Source organism: Luteibacter jiangsuensis, assembly GCF_011742555.1.
Classification (GTDB): domain Bacteria; phylum Pseudomonadota; class Gammaproteobacteria; order Xanthomonadales; family Rhodanobacteraceae; genus Luteibacter; species Luteibacter jiangsuensis.
Map to the genome: position 1 here is coordinate 260,480 of NZ_JAAQQR010000001.1, position 14,886 is coordinate 275,365.

Annotated in this window: 16 protein-coding genes; 2 read left to right on the forward strand and 14 right to left on the reverse strand. The window is 66.6% G+C overall.

Features of this window, described 5'->3' with window-relative positions; translation table 11 throughout:
* Nucleotides 1-9: 9 nt before the first annotated feature.
* From galE to HBF26_RS01055, 7 genes are read right to left on the reverse strand one after another with little or no spacing between them, the layout of a single operon-like run.
* The gene (galE, locus tag HBF26_RS01025; RefSeq protein ID WP_167122219.1) at nt 10-1,014 is read right to left on the reverse strand and encodes a UDP-glucose 4-epimerase GalE; all 1,005 of its coding nucleotides are present in this window, start codon (nt 1,012-1,014) and stop codon (nt 10-12) included.
* Nucleotides 1,011-1,844: an alpha/beta fold hydrolase gene (locus HBF26_RS01030; protein WP_240151155.1), complete on the reverse strand. Its 834-nt coding sequence runs from the start codon at nt 1,842-1,844 to the stop codon at nt 1,011-1,013. Before HBF26_RS01030 ends, galE begins: the two co-directional genes overlap by 4 nt.
* A complete protein-coding gene (locus HBF26_RS01035; protein WP_167122221.1) occupies nt 1,841-2,617 on the reverse strand; it encodes a serine aminopeptidase domain-containing protein in 777 nt (258 codons plus the stop codon). Before HBF26_RS01035 ends, HBF26_RS01030 begins: the two co-directional genes overlap by 4 nt.
* 2 nt (nt 2,618-2,619) lie before the next feature.
* Entirely contained in the window at nt 2,620-3,987 is a 1,368-nt protein-coding gene (locus HBF26_RS01040; protein ID WP_167122223.1) for an outer membrane beta-barrel protein, read from the reverse strand.
* 40 nt (nt 3,988-4,027) lie between these two features.
* Nucleotides 4,028-4,783, reverse strand: a complete 756-nt coding sequence (locus tag HBF26_RS01045) for a CpsD/CapB family tyrosine-protein kinase (protein WP_240151156.1) — start codon at nt 4,781-4,783, stop codon at nt 4,028-4,030.
* Between the two features lie 11 nt (nt 4,784-4,794).
* Nucleotides 4,795-6,327 (reverse strand): XrtA system polysaccharide chain length determinant, encoded by a 1,533-nt coding sequence (locus tag HBF26_RS01050; RefSeq protein WP_167122225.1) that lies wholly within the window; start codon nt 6,325-6,327, stop codon nt 4,795-4,797.
* A 36-nt stretch (nt 6,328-6,363) separates the two neighbouring features.
* Entirely contained in the window at nt 6,364-6,987 is a 624-nt protein-coding gene (locus HBF26_RS01055) for an XrtA/PEP-CTERM system exopolysaccharide export protein (protein WP_167122228.1), read from the reverse strand.
* Between the two features lie 119 nt (nt 6,988-7,106).
* On the opposite strand from HBF26_RS01055, the gene HBF26_RS01060 reads away from it, so the two are divergent.
* Nucleotides 7,107-7,856, forward strand: a complete 750-nt coding sequence (locus HBF26_RS01060) for a YdcF family protein (RefSeq protein WP_167122231.1) — start codon at nt 7,107-7,109, stop codon at nt 7,854-7,856.
* A 51-nt stretch (nt 7,857-7,907) separates the two neighbouring features.
* Here the strand turns inward: HBF26_RS01060 and HBF26_RS01065 are convergent, their stop codons facing one another.
* From HBF26_RS01065 to ispG, 4 genes are all read right to left on the reverse strand, one after another.
* Nucleotides 7,908-8,222 (reverse strand): hypothetical protein, encoded by a 315-nt coding sequence (locus HBF26_RS01065; protein WP_167122233.1) that lies wholly within the window; start codon nt 8,220-8,222, stop codon nt 7,908-7,910.
* Nucleotides 8,223-8,304: 82 nt separating this feature from the next.
* Nucleotides 8,305-8,664 carry a hypothetical protein gene (locus tag HBF26_RS01070; protein WP_167122235.1) on the reverse strand — a complete coding sequence of 120 codons (360 nt, stop codon included), beginning with the start codon at nt 8,662-8,664 and terminating at the stop codon, nt 8,305-8,307.
* A gap of 78 nt (nt 8,665-8,742) precedes the next feature.
* Complete coding sequence (locus HBF26_RS01075; protein WP_167122237.1) at nt 8,743-9,573, reverse strand: aldo/keto reductase; 831 nt, start codon at nt 9,571-9,573, stop codon at nt 8,743-8,745.
* Nucleotides 9,574-9,649: 76 nt separating this feature from the next.
* Nucleotides 9,650-10,909, reverse strand: a complete 1,260-nt coding sequence (gene ispG / locus HBF26_RS01080; RefSeq protein ID WP_167122239.1) for a flavodoxin-dependent (E)-4-hydroxy-3-methylbut-2-enyl-diphosphate synthase — start codon at nt 10,907-10,909, stop codon at nt 9,650-9,652.
* A gap of 76 nt (nt 10,910-10,985) precedes the next feature.
* On the opposite strand from ispG, the gene HBF26_RS01085 reads away from it, so the two are divergent.
* Nucleotides 10,986-12,482, forward strand: coding sequence for a phospholipase D-like domain-containing protein (locus HBF26_RS01085; protein ID WP_167122241.1), 1,497 nt, complete (start codon nt 10,986-10,988; stop codon nt 12,480-12,482).
* Here HBF26_RS01085 and HBF26_RS01090 read toward each other — a convergent pair.
* From HBF26_RS01090 to HBF26_RS01100, 3 genes are read right to left on the reverse strand one after another with little or no spacing between them, the layout of a single operon-like run.
* Nucleotides 12,466-12,756, reverse strand: coding sequence for a DUF6587 family protein (locus HBF26_RS01090; protein WP_167122243.1), 291 nt, complete (start codon nt 12,754-12,756; stop codon nt 12,466-12,468). The two genes, HBF26_RS01085 and HBF26_RS01090, sit on opposite strands and share 17 nt — an antisense overlap.
* Entirely contained in the window at nt 12,753-14,600 is a 1,848-nt protein-coding gene (feoB, locus tag HBF26_RS01095; protein WP_167122245.1) for a ferrous iron transporter B, read from the reverse strand. Before feoB ends, HBF26_RS01090 begins: the two co-directional genes overlap by 4 nt.
* Nucleotides 14,597-14,842, reverse strand: a complete 246-nt coding sequence (locus HBF26_RS01100) for a FeoA domain-containing protein (RefSeq protein ID WP_167027079.1) — start codon at nt 14,840-14,842, stop codon at nt 14,597-14,599. Before HBF26_RS01100 ends, feoB begins: the two co-directional genes overlap by 4 nt.
* Nucleotides 14,843-14,886 lie beyond the last annotated feature (44 nt).

The following is a 14,886-nucleotide window of genomic DNA, read 5'->3' on the forward strand; positions in this document are numbered from 1 at the left end:
CGCGCCTCTTCATGCCACCGACGCGGCGAGAAAGCGGCTGCCAGCAAGGTGGTGTTCCCAAGACAGCGCGGTGCGCACGATGACGTCGAGGTCGTCGTAGGACGGCCGCCAGCCGAGCACCTCGCGCAGGCGGTCGCTGCGCGCGATCAATTTGGGAATATCGCCTGGCCGGCGCGGCAGTTCCGCCACGTTGAGGCGGTGCCCCGCCGCCCTGGCCACGGCCTCGACCACTTCGCGCACACTGTAGCCATGCCCGTAGCCGCAATTGAGCGTGAGCGATTCCCCACCCGCGCGCAGATGATCCAGCGCGCGCAAGTGCGCCGCCGCCAGGTCTTCCACGTGGATGAAATCGCGCACGCCCGTGCCGTCGGGTGTGTCGTAATCGGTCCCGTAGATGGCGATGGAGGCGCGTTTGCCCACGGCATGTTCGCAGGCTACCTTGATCAATAGCGTGGCGTTCGGTGTGGAATGGCCGATGCGACCCAGCGGATCGCATCCGGCCACGTTGAAATACCGCAGGATCACGTGCCGCATCGCGCCCGTCGCGCACCAGTCGCGCAGCATCGTCTCGGACATGAGCTTGGACGTACCATAGGGGTTGATCGGACAGGTGGGGGTGTCCTCGTCGGCCACGCCGGCTTCGGTGGTGCCATAGACCGCGGCGGTGGACGAGAAGATGAACTTGTCGATGCCTGCCGCCGCGCAGCAGGCCAGCAGGTTACGTGTGTTGCCGGTGTTGTTCCCGTAGTACTTCAGCGGATCGCTCACCGACTCCGGCACCACCGTATGGGCGGCGAAGTGCAGGACGGCGTCCACCCTGTGGGCCTCCAGAACCCGCGACACGAGATCGATGTCGCCGACATTGCCCTCGACGAACGACGCACCCAGCACAGCTTCGCGAAAACCAGTGGAGAGGTTGTCGATCACCACGACGCGCTCGCCGCGCTCGACCAGTTGCTGCACCGTATGGCTGCCGATGTAGCCGGCGCCTCCCGTGACGAGTACCGATTTCATGCGGGCCTCCCGGCGTGGGCCGGTGGGAAGTTGCGCTGGAGCCAGCCACCGATGCCGTCGAGCAGTCGGGCGCGGTCGCCGGTAAGGATGTAGGTGTGATCGGTTTCGGCGACATAACGCGTGGTCACAGCCGGATGATTCATCACCCGGCCGAAGCACTCGCGGAACTGCCGCGCATGATTGAAGTAGTTGCTGATCCCGCCCGAATAGACGAGATAGAGCTTCATGCCGCGCTCCACCATGCCGGTGAAATCGGCGATCACTTCTTCGCGCGGGGCTGGCGCCACCGCGAACACGGGCTCCGATGCCGGCCGGTCCGTGCTCACGGCGGGCTTTCGCCGCAACAGGCGCGCCCAGCGGCCGGGATCGACCAGGCGCGGAAGGTAGTGCCGAAGCTTGTAGCCAAGGGTGCGGTACGCATAACCGTCGAGGAACACCGCACCGGATACGCGCGGATCCGTCGCCGCCACGATATGGGCGTTCTGTGCGCCGGAGCAAAGACCGACCAGCACGAAGCGCTCGCAGCCCGCACGCGCCTTCAGGAGATTCATGGCGTCGTCCAGGTCGGCGCAGACCTGCTGGGCCCGCGTCAGGCCACCGCCAGTCGCGCCGCTGTCGCCCAGCGTCGACAGATCGAAGCGCAAGGTCGGGTAGCCCGCCTCGTTAAGCTGCCGGGTCAGTTCGACATGGAGGCGGAACGGGCCAATGCGATGGACCAGGCCCGCATTCAGCACGATGATCCCGGTCTCGCCAGAGGTTCCGTCCGGCACGCCGGCAATGCCGACGAGGTGGCGGCCACGGCCGAAACGGTGGGCTTCCTCACGCATCATGCGGTCTCCCTGAGGTGGCCGCTCACCGCCTGGATCAGCGGTTGCGACAGGATCGCGGTTTCCAGCCGACGCAGATCGTTCCATGGGGTCAACGGCACGATGCTCGCCACTTTGCCGGGCGGCGCAATCCATCGATCCCATGCGATGGTTTCCGCTCCACCCAGGGAGTCGAGCACCATCGTCGGCACCGTTGCCGGCCCAACCGCGAGGTCGCGGAGCTGCCGGCGCAGGCGGTCGTCCGTATCGAATCCCAGCCATTGCTCGGCCACATCGGCGTGGCTGCGTGGCTGTGTGAAGCGCCCGGCATCCTCGCGCAGCGCGGCCTGCATCGCGTCGAGAGCGGCCACGTAGTCGCTCCCGTCCAGGACCGGATCCCACACGATCGCTTCGACGAACCCCGCCCGTTCGGCAGCACACATGGCAATGCTCCCACCGAGACGCGCGCCGAACGCAATCACGCGCTCGACGCCGGCACGCGCACGCAGCTCAGCCGCGGCCAGCACCGCGTCCGCGACACATCGCTCCCAGTCCACCGTGGCGGTTTCTCCCGCCGAATCGCCCGTGCCGTGATAGTCGAAGCGCAGCACTGCCAGGCCCTGCCCTGCGAGCGCCTGGGCCAGCTGGCGATAGATCCGGTGGCAGCGGATCAGATCCTGTCCAAGCGGCGCGCACATCAGCACGGCCCGCCGTGCCGGCACGTCGGGCGCGTGGTACATCCCGAAAAGGCCGCCGTCGGGGCCAAAGAAGAAGGGTAGTTCGGCGTCGGGCCGCATGCTCATCTCCGGTACACCACGCCGATGAAGAAACTCGTCGCCTTGTAGTCCTGGCCGATCGCGTTGCTGGTTCGCCTCTCCCGCGCGACCGATACCTGCCCGCTCCAATGCTGGTTCCATTGCCGGCTGAGGTTGAGGCCCAGGCGCACCGTGGTGTCGTTCCTGTCCACCGTCTCGTACTTGAGCTTGTCCAGCGTGGCGAAGCCGCTCAGCGTGACCGTCGGGCGCAAGCGATACCCGATGCCGACGCTGAGGCCGCGATCGTTCTGGTCGAATGTGGGATCGTCGACGTAGCGGAGCTTGCTGTACGCAGGCGATGCCGTGACGGTCAGGCGCTCGCCGCGCCAGTTCCAGGTGGCATCGAGCCGGCGCTCCTTGTACACCTGCGAGCCGATCACCGCGCTTCCCGTGCCTATGCCCGTACCGACGCCAAGTCCGCTGCCCAGTCCGCCCGTACCCGCGAAGGGATCGATCGATTCCGTGCGATCGGCGCTGAGGCCGACACCGAAAGCCCCTGGCGTCGTGATGATGTCCTGCGCCGCATCCGCGTACTGGTATGCGCCGGACACGGTGAGGGAGTTGCGTAGCGTGGGCTGCCAACCGAGGCGCAGTCGCACCAGCGGCGCTGAATGACGTTCGCCGCCGTCGAACTCGAGGCGGCTGCCACCCACGAGCACGTCCGCATCGAAATGAGCCAGGTTGCTGGTGTAGCGGACGAAGGCTTCCTTGCGGTCGTAGTCGGCGCTGCTTTGCTGGTTGGAGAAGTTCACCCGCTGAAACTCGACGTTCGCGGACACCGTGTCGGTGGGGCTCAGGTCGCGGAAGACGCGAAAGGCGGCCAGGCCGCGCGACGAATCGAAGTCGTCCACCTTCGAGGCATAGCTGTTGATGTACCGCAACTCGAACTGCCCCCGCGCGGACTGGCCGAAGCGCATGCGCAACGTCGGGCCCGCCACGAGCACGTTGGTCTGTTGCTGGTTATCCGGCGAATTGCTGGCCAGCTGGTCCACGGGCTGCACGCCCGCATAGTCCTCCACCGAGAAATCGAGGCGATCCGGCATGATCGTCCAGTTGCCCTGGCCGGCCAGCTGGGTCTGCAACTGCGAGTCGAAATGGTTCTGCAGGTACTTGCGATACTCGACCGTGCCGGCCACGTTCGCCTGGAACGTCGAGCCCATCTGCGTGAACTGAAACGTCCCCCCCGGCGTCAGCACGTTCTCGCTTACCGGATTGTCCGAGGACAGGGCGATGTTGTTGCTATGCTCGACCCCGGCATAAAGCGTGTAGTTCAACGTCCCGGCCAGCACCGTCGACGGTGCCGTCGCGAGTCCGACCACGATGGCGCAGGCAAGCCTGGACGACGGCGGCATGATCCCTCCCCTTCGCCCCCGGTCCGACGGGGGCGCGCACTCAAGGCGACTGGTTGAACACCACCCCGGCGAGTTTCGCGGGGTCGAAATTGGCAACGGCCTGGCTGATCGACGAGGGGGTGTCGCGGCCGTAGCCCGCCACCAGCACGACGAAATCCGCGAGATCGGAGAGGATCCGCGCGTCCGGCGACCCCTTGACGGGCGGACCGTCGAGGAACAGGTAGCGGTCGGAGTAGCGGCAACGCAGGGAATCCAGCACGGCGCGCATGCGGAACGACGAGAAATACTCGCTGCTGTTCTCGCGTGGCCGCCCCGATGGAATGAGCCTGAGGCGCGGCACCCCCGTGGGATACATGATCGAGGCGATGCCCCGTGAGGGGTGTTCGAGGAAATCGACCAGGCCTCCGGTCTGCGGCTCCACGCCAAACGCCTTGTGCTGGTTCGGGTAGCGCAGATTGCAATCGATCAGCAGGCTGGTCTTGGATTCGTCGAAGGCGAAAGCGGTGGCAAGGTTCCGTGCCACAAAGCTCCCGCCGGAGCGCGGGCTCACCGCGACCACCAGCGTGACGAAGTTGCTATCGCCCGCCATCTCCAGGAGGCGTGTGCGGATGCTGCGGAACGAATCCGACTGTTGGCGGACCGACTCCTCGCGATGGATCAGGCGCTTCCGCTCGCAGTCGATGGGGGCGAGTGCGCCGCCCTCCTCGCGCATCCTCGCGATGGAATGGCCCGGAGCCACGTGCTCGCCCTGGCGGGAGGCGACCACGTCGCCCAGTTCGATGTTATCAGCAGCCATCTTGTTCATCGTCAACCCTTGATCCTCAGCCAGAACACCAGGAGGTAGATCGCCGCGACACCCGCGACGATCACGGCGAGCATGGTGTTTTGCAGGTGTTCGCGGCGGCGGTCGCGCGGCGTGGGGTAGAACGGAATGCTAGCCAGGATCGGAAAGCCCGTGGCCCGTTCCACCTGCGCCACGGAGCGGACGCGCGGATCGAAGCGCGCCACGGCGAACAGCAGGCCGAAAGGCACGGCGAGTGAGAGGGCGAGCCCCGCCAGTCCGAAGTGCATGAAGCGCAGACCCGTCGGCACGAGGGGCATCACCGCGGGGTTCTGCACCAGGAAGGTCAGGCCGCGCTGCTCCGCATCGAGGTTCATCGAGACGCGAGCGTTCTCGCGGCGCTTCAAAAGGTCCTGGTACACGTCGCGATTCACGGTGTAATCGCGGGTGAGCTCCGCCGTCACGTTCTCCGAGTTGGCGATGCGCTTGCTGCGCTCCAGCTCCGACTGCAGCATGGTTTCGCTTGCGGACACGCGCGCGGCGCTGGCCGCCGCATCGCTGCGTATCGAGGCGAGCTGCAGGCGCATCTGCTGATACACAGGATTCATCGTCACGGCATGGTCGAGCGCCATCGCCCCGCCGACCGCACGCTTCGCATCCGCCGTCTGCGCCTGCTTGCGCAGGTCTTCAATCTGGTGGCGAAGGCGCACTACATCCGGATATTCATCGGTGTACGTCAGCCGAAGCGTGTCGAGTTGGCCTTGCAGATCCGCTAGCTGCGTCTGGTAGATACCGCCGACCGTCTGCACCGCGTTGACTTCGGACTCGCCGCTCAGCTGCGAGGCGAGCGCCGCCGCCTGCGACTGCTTCTGCATGTAGTCCATGCGGTTGTTTTCGATCTGCGTGCGCAGCTGCGCGATGCGCGCATTGGCGTCGGTTTCGCTGCCGGGGCGCGCATCGGCATTCGCGTCGCGGTAGGCCTTCAGCTTGTCTTCCGCATCGGTAAGCTTCGTCCGGTAGGCCTCGACCTGGCTATTGATGAACTCGTATGCCTCTCGGCTTTCCCGCTGCTTGGAGGCAAGGCTTTCGCTGATGAAGAGCTGGCCGAACGCACGCGTGACCTCGAACGCGCGCTTGGGATCGGAGTCGAAATAGCTGATCGTGATGAGGTTGTCACGGCTGTTCACGATCTTCGTTCGCGCCTTGATACCCTCCACGATCCTGTCGCGCTCCACTGCCGAGGGGTTGCCCGCCAGCCAGCCGCCGGTCTTCAGCACCTCGTCGAGCACCTTGCGGCTGAAGATCACGTCGCGCGCGATGCCGGCACGGTTCTTGTTGCCCGTGGCCGCGGCGGCGCCTTCCATCAGCGGGGTGATGATGCTGGCTTCCTGGGCGAGGATCGTGGTGGACGCCTCGTACTTCTTCGGCCACACCGAGCCGACCGCCAGCGCCGCAAGAGCGATGACCGCGAAGATTACGCCCATCGCGATGCGTCGCCTCCGTGCTTCGCCCACCAGTGCAGGCACGATGCCCGAGAAAGGAACGAGTTCGCCGCTCATCGAATTACCCCTTGCGTCCGCCTGCGGCGGAATCGGTCAGAATGCGCGCTGCGGAACGGTGATCACGTCACCGGGCTGCACCGGATAGTTGTTCGCCAGGTCGCCCTGCTGGAGGATCTTCTCCAGCCTTACCGCGTAGGACTGCGTGGTGCCGCCGTCGTTGCGGCGATAGAGTTCGGTGCGATCGGGCGCCGCGAATTCGGTGGTACCCCCGGCCGCGAGCACCGCGTCGAGCACGGTCATGCCCTGGCGGTAGGGAATGGAAATCGGACTGCGCACGGCACCGGTAACGCGGACGCGCGACAGGTACTCGTGGCTGCGCAGTGCGGTAAGAATCACCGCTACCTGCGGATCGCGAATGTATTGCGCCAGCTTCTGCTGGATCTCGGCACCCACCTGCTCGGTGGTGCGGCCACCGGCGGCGACGTCGCCGACGAGCGGCACCGTCACCTTGCCGTCCGGTCGTACCGGCACGCTGACACTGAGGTCGGGGTTATGCCAGACCGTGACCTGGAGCTGGTCGTCCACACCGATCAGATAGGTGTCCACCGCCTGGCTTTCGGCGGCGGCTTTCGGCGGCGGGGACGTGCTTCCGCCTGTGGCGCACGCGCCCAGCAGCAGCACGACGGCGAGCGTGGCAACGCGATTGAAGACCTTCATGATGAACACCCGCCCCTGTGACTTCGTCGAGCGGTATCGTCATTTCAATGGCACCCCGCGTCCATTCCGACAGCCCGCCTATGCCATTCGACCGAAGGTGTTCCGGAGCGCGTTGCGTCATGCTGGAAGCCTGTTACCGACGCACTCGAGATGCCCGTTTGGCCGAGTCGCTCGACATCGTGGAAAGCCTCACGCACCCGGCCGTCCAGTCATTGCTGCTGGGCGCGATCTCGCTCGCGATGGTGTTTCGCCGCCGGCACGCACTGGCGGCATGGACAGGCGCGATAGCCCTTGCCTGGGTGTGGCTCGCATCCACACCCGCGCTCGCCCTGGCGTTAGGAAACAGCCTGGCAACGAGCGGACCGGCACAGCCTCCCCACGCCGATGCCATCGTCGTGCTCGGCGGGGAGACACGTCCCTCGGCCGACTGGTCGAGTGTGAAGACCCGCGCGGGCAAGGGGCTGGCCCTCTGGCGTGCCGGATACGCTCCGCTCCTGGTGGTATCCGGCAGCGATCAGGCACGCGCTATGGCAGAGGGCTACGCCGCGGCTGGCGTACCGGTTCACGCTATCCGGGTGGAATCACGCAGCCGGAACACACACGAAAACGCGCGCGATTCGGCGGCCATACTGACGGCCAGCGGCGCCTCGGAGGTATTGCTGGTTACGTCCGCCACCCATATGCGCCGGGCCTCGGCGGCATTCAGGAAAACGGGTATCAAGGTGTGGCCCGAGCCCACGGACGAGAGACACGCGGCCCTGTACGACGCGCCGCGTTGGTTGCCGCGGCGCGATGCCCTGACGCTGACCGCCCGCTGCCTGTACGAGCGGATAGCCCTTTGGGCCTATCACCTGCACGGATGGATCTAGGGATGCTCTGAGCAAGTTATCGCAAGCGCCATGAACTTGTTCAGAGCATCCCTAGGGATCGTCCGTCTCGATCTGGAGGGAGGTTTTCCCGTCGCGTCGGATCAGGCCGGGGCCGAACTGCACGACCTTGCCGTCCTTCAATACCACGGTGTAATCCTTGTGCGAGAACGAGAAGCGTCCGGGCCGGCGGTCGAGCCAGCTCAGCACTTCGTAACCGACGATCGTGCGGTCCGAGTCGGGACGACCGAGACGGTCGATCACCTCGTCGCGCGGCGTGCCCACGTCGAGTCGGGCGATCTTCGCCGCCATGCCCTGACATCCAGCGAGGCCGGCTACCAGCACGACCATCGCGATCGCTCGTTTCATCCTCACCCCCGGACGGGACTGCGTGGCCGCGATGGTAGCTCACCGGCGTGAAAACGTGCGACGGTCCTCCGTGAGGCGGGCCTCAGCGCGTCGTCGCCGGCGCGGGAGGACTCGGCTTCTGGCCAACCGGCCTGCCGTGCGGATCCAGGAGGTGCCCCTGCGGATCGCGGCTCTGGTCGTTCGCATCCTGTACCCGATTTGTTACGCCGGGCTTGCCCGGGCGCACCGGAGCCAGTCCGCGTTCGGTCGCCCCGGCATCCGATGCCGGATGAACGTGCGCGGCTGCCGGATGGCGAGGAATCGACGACGACGGAGCCGGCAACGGCGGCGGCTCGGTCACCCGCTCCGTGGTGGCCGGGCGGCTTGGTACGACCTGCGCCGCAGCACCGGGCGCGGCGGCGACGGCGAGAACGAGCGCGGTAACGACGATGGACGGACGCATGAGGGCTCCGGATGCGCCACGGAGGCGGCGCTTTCGTCCCGACGCTACCGCCTCGCCCGTGAAGAGCACATCTGTCGGTCAGTTCAGATCGTCCGGATGCGGGCCCATGCGGTTGCCGGCGTCGAGCCCGTCGATGGCCTTCATGTCGTCCGCCGACAGTTCGAAATCGAACACGTCGATGTTCGCGGCGATGCGTTCCGGCGTCACCGACTTCGGAATGACCATGTGTCCAAGCTGCACATGCCAGCGCAGGACGACCTGGGCCGAGGTCTTTCCATGCTTCTCGCCGATGCGGACGAGAACGGGGTGTTTCAGCAATTCGCCACCCTGCCCGAGCGGACTCCATGCCTCCGTCACGATGCCGTGTTTCGTGTTCACCGCCACGAGTTCGCGTTGGGCGAAATCCGGATGCAGCTCGATCTGGTTCACCACCGGCACGACACCCGTTTCCCCGATGATCCGCTCGAGATGCCCGGGCTGGAAATTGGAAACACCGATGGAGCGGACGCGCCCTTCCTCGCGCAGGCGCAGGAATGCCTTCCAGGTATCGACGTAGCGATCCTTCTTCGGCGTCGGCCAATGGATGAGGTACATGTCGAGGTAATCGACGCCCAGACGCTTCATGCTTTCATCGCAAGCGCGAAGCGTTTCGTCGTACCCCTGGTGCGCGTTCCAGAGCTTGGTCGTGAGGAAGATGTCGCTCCGTGCCACGCCGGAGCGTTCCATGCCCTGCCGCACGCCGCGCTCGTTGCCGTAGATCGATGCGGTGTCGATGGAGCGATAGCCCGCCTGCAAGGCGTGGGCAACCGCATCGGCGGTTTCCGCGTCGGGAATCTGGAAAACACCGAAGCCGAGCTGCGGCGCGGTGTGACCGTCGTTGAGGGTGAGGAGCGGAACCTTCGCTGCCATGGGATTCTCCGGAATGGGGACCACCCTCCATGGTCCCCATTCCGGCGCATTCGCGATGTGACGACCTCCGGGGTCGTCAGTCGCCCCGGGCGGCGTAACGGGTTTCCACGTAGTTGTCGAGGATCGCCACGAATTCTTCCGCGATGCGATCGCCGCGCAGGGTCATCGCCTTTTCGCCGTCGATGAATACCGGTGCCGACGGGGCCTCGCCATTGCCAGGCAACGAGATACCGATATTGGCGTGACGGGACTCGCCCGGCCCGTTCACCACGCAGCCCATGACCGCAAGCGTAAGGTTCTCGACGCCGTCGTACTTCACGCGCCAGAGCGGCATCTTCTCGCGAACATGCCCCTGCACCGTCTTCGCCAGCTCCTGGAAGAACTCGCTGGTGGTACGGCCGCAGCCCGGGCAAGCCGTGACCAGCGGCGTGAAGGCGCGCAGGCCCATGGTCTGCAGGAGTTCCTGCGCGACGATCACTTCCGTGGTGCGCGACTGTCCCGGCTCGGGCGTGAGCGAGATGCGGATGGTGTCGCCGATGCCTTCCTGCAGCAGCACGCCAAGCGCGGCGCTCGATGCCGCGATGCCCTTGGAACCCATGCCGGCCTCGGTGAGTCCGAGGTGCAGCGCGTAGTCGCCACGCCGGGCCAGGTCGCGATAGACCGCGATGAGTTCCTGTACGCCGGAGACCTTGCAGGACAGGATGATGCGACTGCGCGGGAGGCCGAGGTCTTCCGCACGGGCGGCGGAATCGAGCGCGGAGCGGATCAATGCCTCACGGGCCACGTGGCTGGCGTCCCATGGATTCGCCCTGCCCGCGTTCTCGTCCATCAGCGCGGCCACCATGGACTGGTCCAGCGAGCCCCAGTTCGCGCCGATGCGCACGGGCTTGTCGTAGCGGATCGCCATCTCGATGATCGAGGCGAACTGGGCGTCCTTCTTCTTGCCGAAGCCCACGTTGCCGGGATTGATGCGGTATTTGGCCAACGCCTCGGCGCAGGCCGGCTCGCCTTCCAGCAGCTGGTGGCCGTTGTAGTGGAAATCGCCGATCAGGGGCACCGAAATGCCCATCATCTCCAGCCGCTCGCGAATACGCGGCACCGCGGCGGCCGCCGCGGGGGTGTTCACGGTGATGCGCACCATCTCGGAGCCGGCACGGGCCAGTTCGGCCACCTGCTTCGCGGTGGAGACGGGATCTTCCGTGTCGGTGTTGGTCATCGACTGCACCACGATGGGCGCGCCGCCGCCCACCTGGACACGGTCGATCAGGACGCCCGTGCTGGGGCGGCGAGCGCCGGCTTCCGCAGGACGCGGGCGGCTGGAGAGGTCTTCGGTCATAGCGGGCCATTTTACCGCATCGGCATGACAGGCGCTCTCCACAAGAAGCGGCGCCAAGTGCGGATACACTTCGCGCATGAACGTCCGCCACAGTGCCACCGGATTCTCCAACCGCCTGTTCGCCGAGCAGGCCCTGAGCCGCAGCGCGGGGGCGCCCCTCATCGGGGGGAACGCGGTCGAACTGCTGATCGATGCCCGCGCGCATTTCGACGCGTGGCTCGCTGCCATCGCTTCCGCGCGGCGCCACGTCTTCCTCGAGAACTACATCGTCCGCAACGACGCCATCGGCCAGGCCTTCCTCGACGCCCTGGTGGAGCGAGCCCGGGCCGGCGTCTTCGTCGCCGTCATCGCGGACTGGGCGGGGTGCCTGGGCCAGTCGCGTTCGTCGTTCTGGAATCCGTTGCGCCAGGCCGGCGGACAGGTGCGCATCTACAATCCGCCGACACTCGGCAGCTCGTTCGGTTGGGTGAGCCGCGACCACCGCAAGGTGCTGGTGGTGGACGGCGACGTGGGTTTCCTGTCCGGCGTCTGCATCAGCGAGAAGTGGCTGGGCGATCCGGCGCGCGACGTGCCGCCGTGGCGCGACACCGGGGTGATGCTGCGCGGGCCCGCCGTCGCCGAAATAGAGCATGCGTTCGCGGACAGCTGGCGCGAAACCGGCGCACCGCTGCCGGACGACGAGCGCCTTTCGCCCCCCGTGTCGCTGCCCGAGGCAGGCCATGTCTCATTGCGCCTCATCGCCACGCAGCCGAGCACGGCGGGCATGTACCGTCTCGACCAGATGGTGGCCGCCATGGCCACACGGACGCTGTGGCTTACCGATGCCTATTTCGTCGGCGTGGCGCCGTATGTACAGGCCTTGTCGGCGGCCGCCCGCGACGGCGTGGACGTGCGCCTGCTGGTGCCCGGCAGCAGCGACATCCCGATGGTGGCCAGCATGTCGCGCTCCGGTTACCGGCCTTTGCTGAAGGCCGGCATCCGCGTGTTCGAGTGGAATGGTTCGATGCTGCACGCGAAAACGGCCGTGGCCGACGGCCGCTGGGCGCGTGTGGGTTCGTCCAACCTCAACATCGCCAGCTGGCTCAGCAACCGCGAGATCGACGTGGCGATCGAGGACGCCGACTTCGCGAACCGGCTTGCCGCGCAGTACGAGACGGACCTGGAGAACAGCACCGAGATTCTCCTGCGCGGCAGGCGCCGACGCACAGGCAACGAGCGCATGCGCAGCCGTTCGCCCAGACCGCCCCGGCCACGGCGCGCGGGCGGCAGTTCCGGCCGGGCCGCGGCAGGCGCGCTGCGCATCGCCAATACCGTGGGCGCCGCAATCACCCAGCATCGCGTGCTCGGCGACACCGAGACGGGGCCCGTGCTCGCGGGTGCGGCAGCGGCGCTGGTGCTCACGCTCGTGGCGATCGTCTGGCCAGCCGCGATCGCATGGCCGCTCGCGCTGATCGGGGCCTGGTTCACGGTGAACCTGACGGTGAACTGGTGGACGATGCGGCAACGCCGCAGGCAGCCCGGACGCGCACCGGACGACGAACCTCCGTCGGACGATCCTAGCCGCGGGATTTGAAATGCAGGGGCTGCGCCTCGGTACGAGGCGTCGCGGGGCCGCAACTGTTACACGAACCGCAGCCGTCACCGCAGCTGCCTGTGGCGCTCGCGGGCTGAAACCGGCGGCCAATGAACCGGGAAGCCGCCGAACGCCCCTCCCTGTTGAGGTTTGCCGAGACTCGCGCCATGAGGCGGGCGGACGTTTTCGGCAGCAGCTTGCGGAAAGCGATGAGCGCGCTGGCCGCGACGACGACGGCGACGATCGCGCCCTGTACGACTTCGAACGTGTTCACGAGAGCGCCCTCGCGATCTGGTAGGTAGCCAATGAAGCAAGGTAAGCCAGGCCGAACAGGTATCCGGCGGCCACGGCCACGTTGCGCCAGGAGTTGGTTTCACGCCGTATGACGGCGAGCGTGGACATGCATTGCGGCGCGAAAACGTACCACGCGAGCAACGACAAGGCCGTGGCGAGCGTCCACTGCTGCGCGATGACGGGCCCCAGCTGCGAGGCGAGCGCATCGTCGCTGCCCGACATGGCGTACACCGTGCCGAGAGCGGCCACGGCCACTTCGCGGGCGGCAAGGCCCGGGACCAGGGCCACGCATATCTGCCAGTTGAAACCGATGGGCGAGAAAACGTACTCAAGCATGCGGCCCAGGCGGCCGGCGATGCTGTAGTCGATGGCAGGCTGCGTGGCACCGGGCGGCGGCCCGGGGAAGCTGGAAAGGAACCAGAGCAGCACGGTGAGTGCGAGGATGATGCCGCCCACGCGCTTCAGGAAGATCAGGGCGCGTTCCCACAGGCCGAGCGCGATGTCGCGCACGTTCGGCAGGCGATACGAAGGCAGCTCCATGATGAGCGCGTGTTCGCTCTTGTCCTTGCGCAGGCGCTTCATGACGAAGGCCACGCCCAGGGCACTGAAGATGCCGGCGAAGTAGAGCGTGAACAGCACGATGCCCTGCAGGTTGAACAGGCCCCACACGCTGCGGTTGGGAATGAACGCGGCGATGAGCAGCGTGTAGACAGGCAACCGCGCGGAGCAGGTCATCAGCGGCGCCACCAGGATCGTGGTGAGACGGTCGCGCGGGTCCTGGATGCTGCGCGTGGCCATGATGCCGGGAATGGCGCAGGCGAAGCTGGAAAGCAGCGGAATGAACGCGCGGCCGGTAAGGCCCACGCGAAACATCATGCGATCGAGCAGGAAGGCGGCGCGCGGCAGGTAGCCGGATTCTTCCAGCACGAGGATGAACAGGAAGAGGATCAGGATCTGCGGCAGGAAGACCAGCACCGCGCCCAGGCCGGCGAAGAGGCCGTCGTTGAGCAGGCTGTGCAAGGCACTGCCTTCCGGCAGGAACCCCGTGACGAACGTGCCGAGTGCCGCGATGCCGGCCTCGATGCCGTCCATGACCGGCTGCGCCCAGGAGAACACCGCCTGGAAGATGAAGAACATGAGCGCGGCGAGGATCGCCAGACCGAACACCGGGTGCAATGCCCAGCGGTCGATCGCGTCGTCGATGGCCACGGTGTCGCGCGGCAGGGTCACGGTATCGGCGAGGATCGCGCGAACCTCCGCGTGCAATTCGTCCACGCCGGCCTGGTCGATCGGTGCCGGCACCACGTTCGGCACGCTGGCATCGATACGCTCGATGAGCGCCTTCGCTCCGCCCCGCTTCACCGCGACGGTCTCGACCACGGGAACACCGAGCCGCTGCGAGAGCCGTGCCACGTCGATGACGATGCCCCGCCGCCTTGCCGCGTCCATCATGTTCAGCGCGAGCACGACGGGCCGCCCGAGGCGGCGCACCTCGAGGACGAAGCGCAGGTGAAGCCGCAGGTTCGTGGCATCCGCCACGCATACGATCAGGTCGGGAGCGGCTTCGCCGGGGTAACGCCCGTGGCACACGTCGCGCGTGATCGCCTCGTCCGGGCTGGTGGCGTCGAAGCTGTATGCACCGGGAAGGTCGAGCACATGCAACGTGCGTCCGGACGGCGCCACGAAACGCCCCTCTTTGCGTTCCACCGTGACGCCCGCGTAATTCGCTACCTTCTGCCGGCCGCCGGTCAGCTGGTTGAACAGCGCCGTCTTGCCGCAGTTGGGGTTGCCCACGAGGGCGATGCGAGTCGCGACGGCGCTCATGCGGCACCGCCCACGGAGATCTCCACGCGCGCCGCTTCCGTCTTGCGGAGCGCGAAACGCGTGCTGCCGATCTGGATCAGCAGCGGGTCGCCCCCGAGAGGCCCCCGCGCCACAAGCCGAACCGGCTCGCCCGCGACAAAACCCAGATCGCGAAGGCGCTGGGCGATCGGGTCGGCGGGATGGGCATCGGTAACGGACTGGACCACGGCTTGGGCACCTTTCGGCGCGTCTGAGAGGCGCACAGGGAATACTCAAATAAGAACTGTTCGCATTATATGCCTTTAAC

Excerpts from the sequence above, each read along its gene's own strand:
- galE (WP_167122219.1), bottom strand. The coding sequence starts at position 1,014 with ATGAAATCGGTACTCGTCACGGGAGGCGCCGGCTACATCGGCAGCCAT.
- HBF26_RS01030 (WP_240151155.1), bottom strand. The coding sequence starts at position 1,844 with ATGATGCGTGAGGAAGCCCACCGTTTCGGCCGTGGCCGCCACCTCGTC.
- HBF26_RS01035 (WP_167122221.1), bottom strand. The coding sequence starts at position 2,617 with ATGCGGCCCGACGCCGAACTACCCTTCTTCTTTGGCCCCGACGGCGGC.
- HBF26_RS01040 (WP_167122223.1), bottom strand. The coding sequence starts at position 3,987 with ATGCCGCCGTCGTCCAGGCTTGCCTGCGCCATCGTGGTCGGACTCGCG.
- HBF26_RS01045 (WP_240151156.1), bottom strand. The coding sequence starts at position 4,783 with ATGGCTGCTGATAACATCGAACTGGGCGACGTGGTCGCCTCCCGCCAG.
- HBF26_RS01050 (WP_167122225.1), bottom strand. The coding sequence starts at position 6,327 with ATGAGCGGCGAACTCGTTCCTTTCTCGGGCATCGTGCCTGCACTGGTG.
- HBF26_RS01055 (WP_167122228.1), bottom strand. The coding sequence starts at position 6,987 with ATGAAGGTCTTCAATCGCGTTGCCACGCTCGCCGTCGTGCTGCTGCTG.
- HBF26_RS01060 (WP_167122231.1), top strand. The coding sequence starts at position 7,107 with ATGCTGGAAGCCTGTTACCGACGCACTCGAGATGCCCGTTTGGCCGAG.
- HBF26_RS01065 (WP_167122233.1), bottom strand. The coding sequence starts at position 8,222 with ATGAAACGAGCGATCGCGATGGTCGTGCTGGTAGCCGGCCTCGCTGGA.
- HBF26_RS01070 (WP_167122235.1), bottom strand. The coding sequence starts at position 8,664 with ATGCGTCCGTCCATCGTCGTTACCGCGCTCGTTCTCGCCGTCGCCGCC.
- HBF26_RS01075 (WP_167122237.1), bottom strand. The coding sequence starts at position 9,573 with ATGGCAGCGAAGGTTCCGCTCCTCACCCTCAACGACGGTCACACCGCG.
- ispG (WP_167122239.1), bottom strand. The coding sequence starts at position 10,909 with ATGACCGAAGACCTCTCCAGCCGCCCGCGTCCTGCGGAAGCCGGCGCT.
- HBF26_RS01085 (WP_167122241.1), top strand. The coding sequence starts at position 10,986 with ATGAACGTCCGCCACAGTGCCACCGGATTCTCCAACCGCCTGTTCGCC.
- feoB (WP_167122245.1), bottom strand. The coding sequence starts at position 14,600 with ATGAGCGCCGTCGCGACTCGCATCGCCCTCGTGGGCAACCCCAACTGC.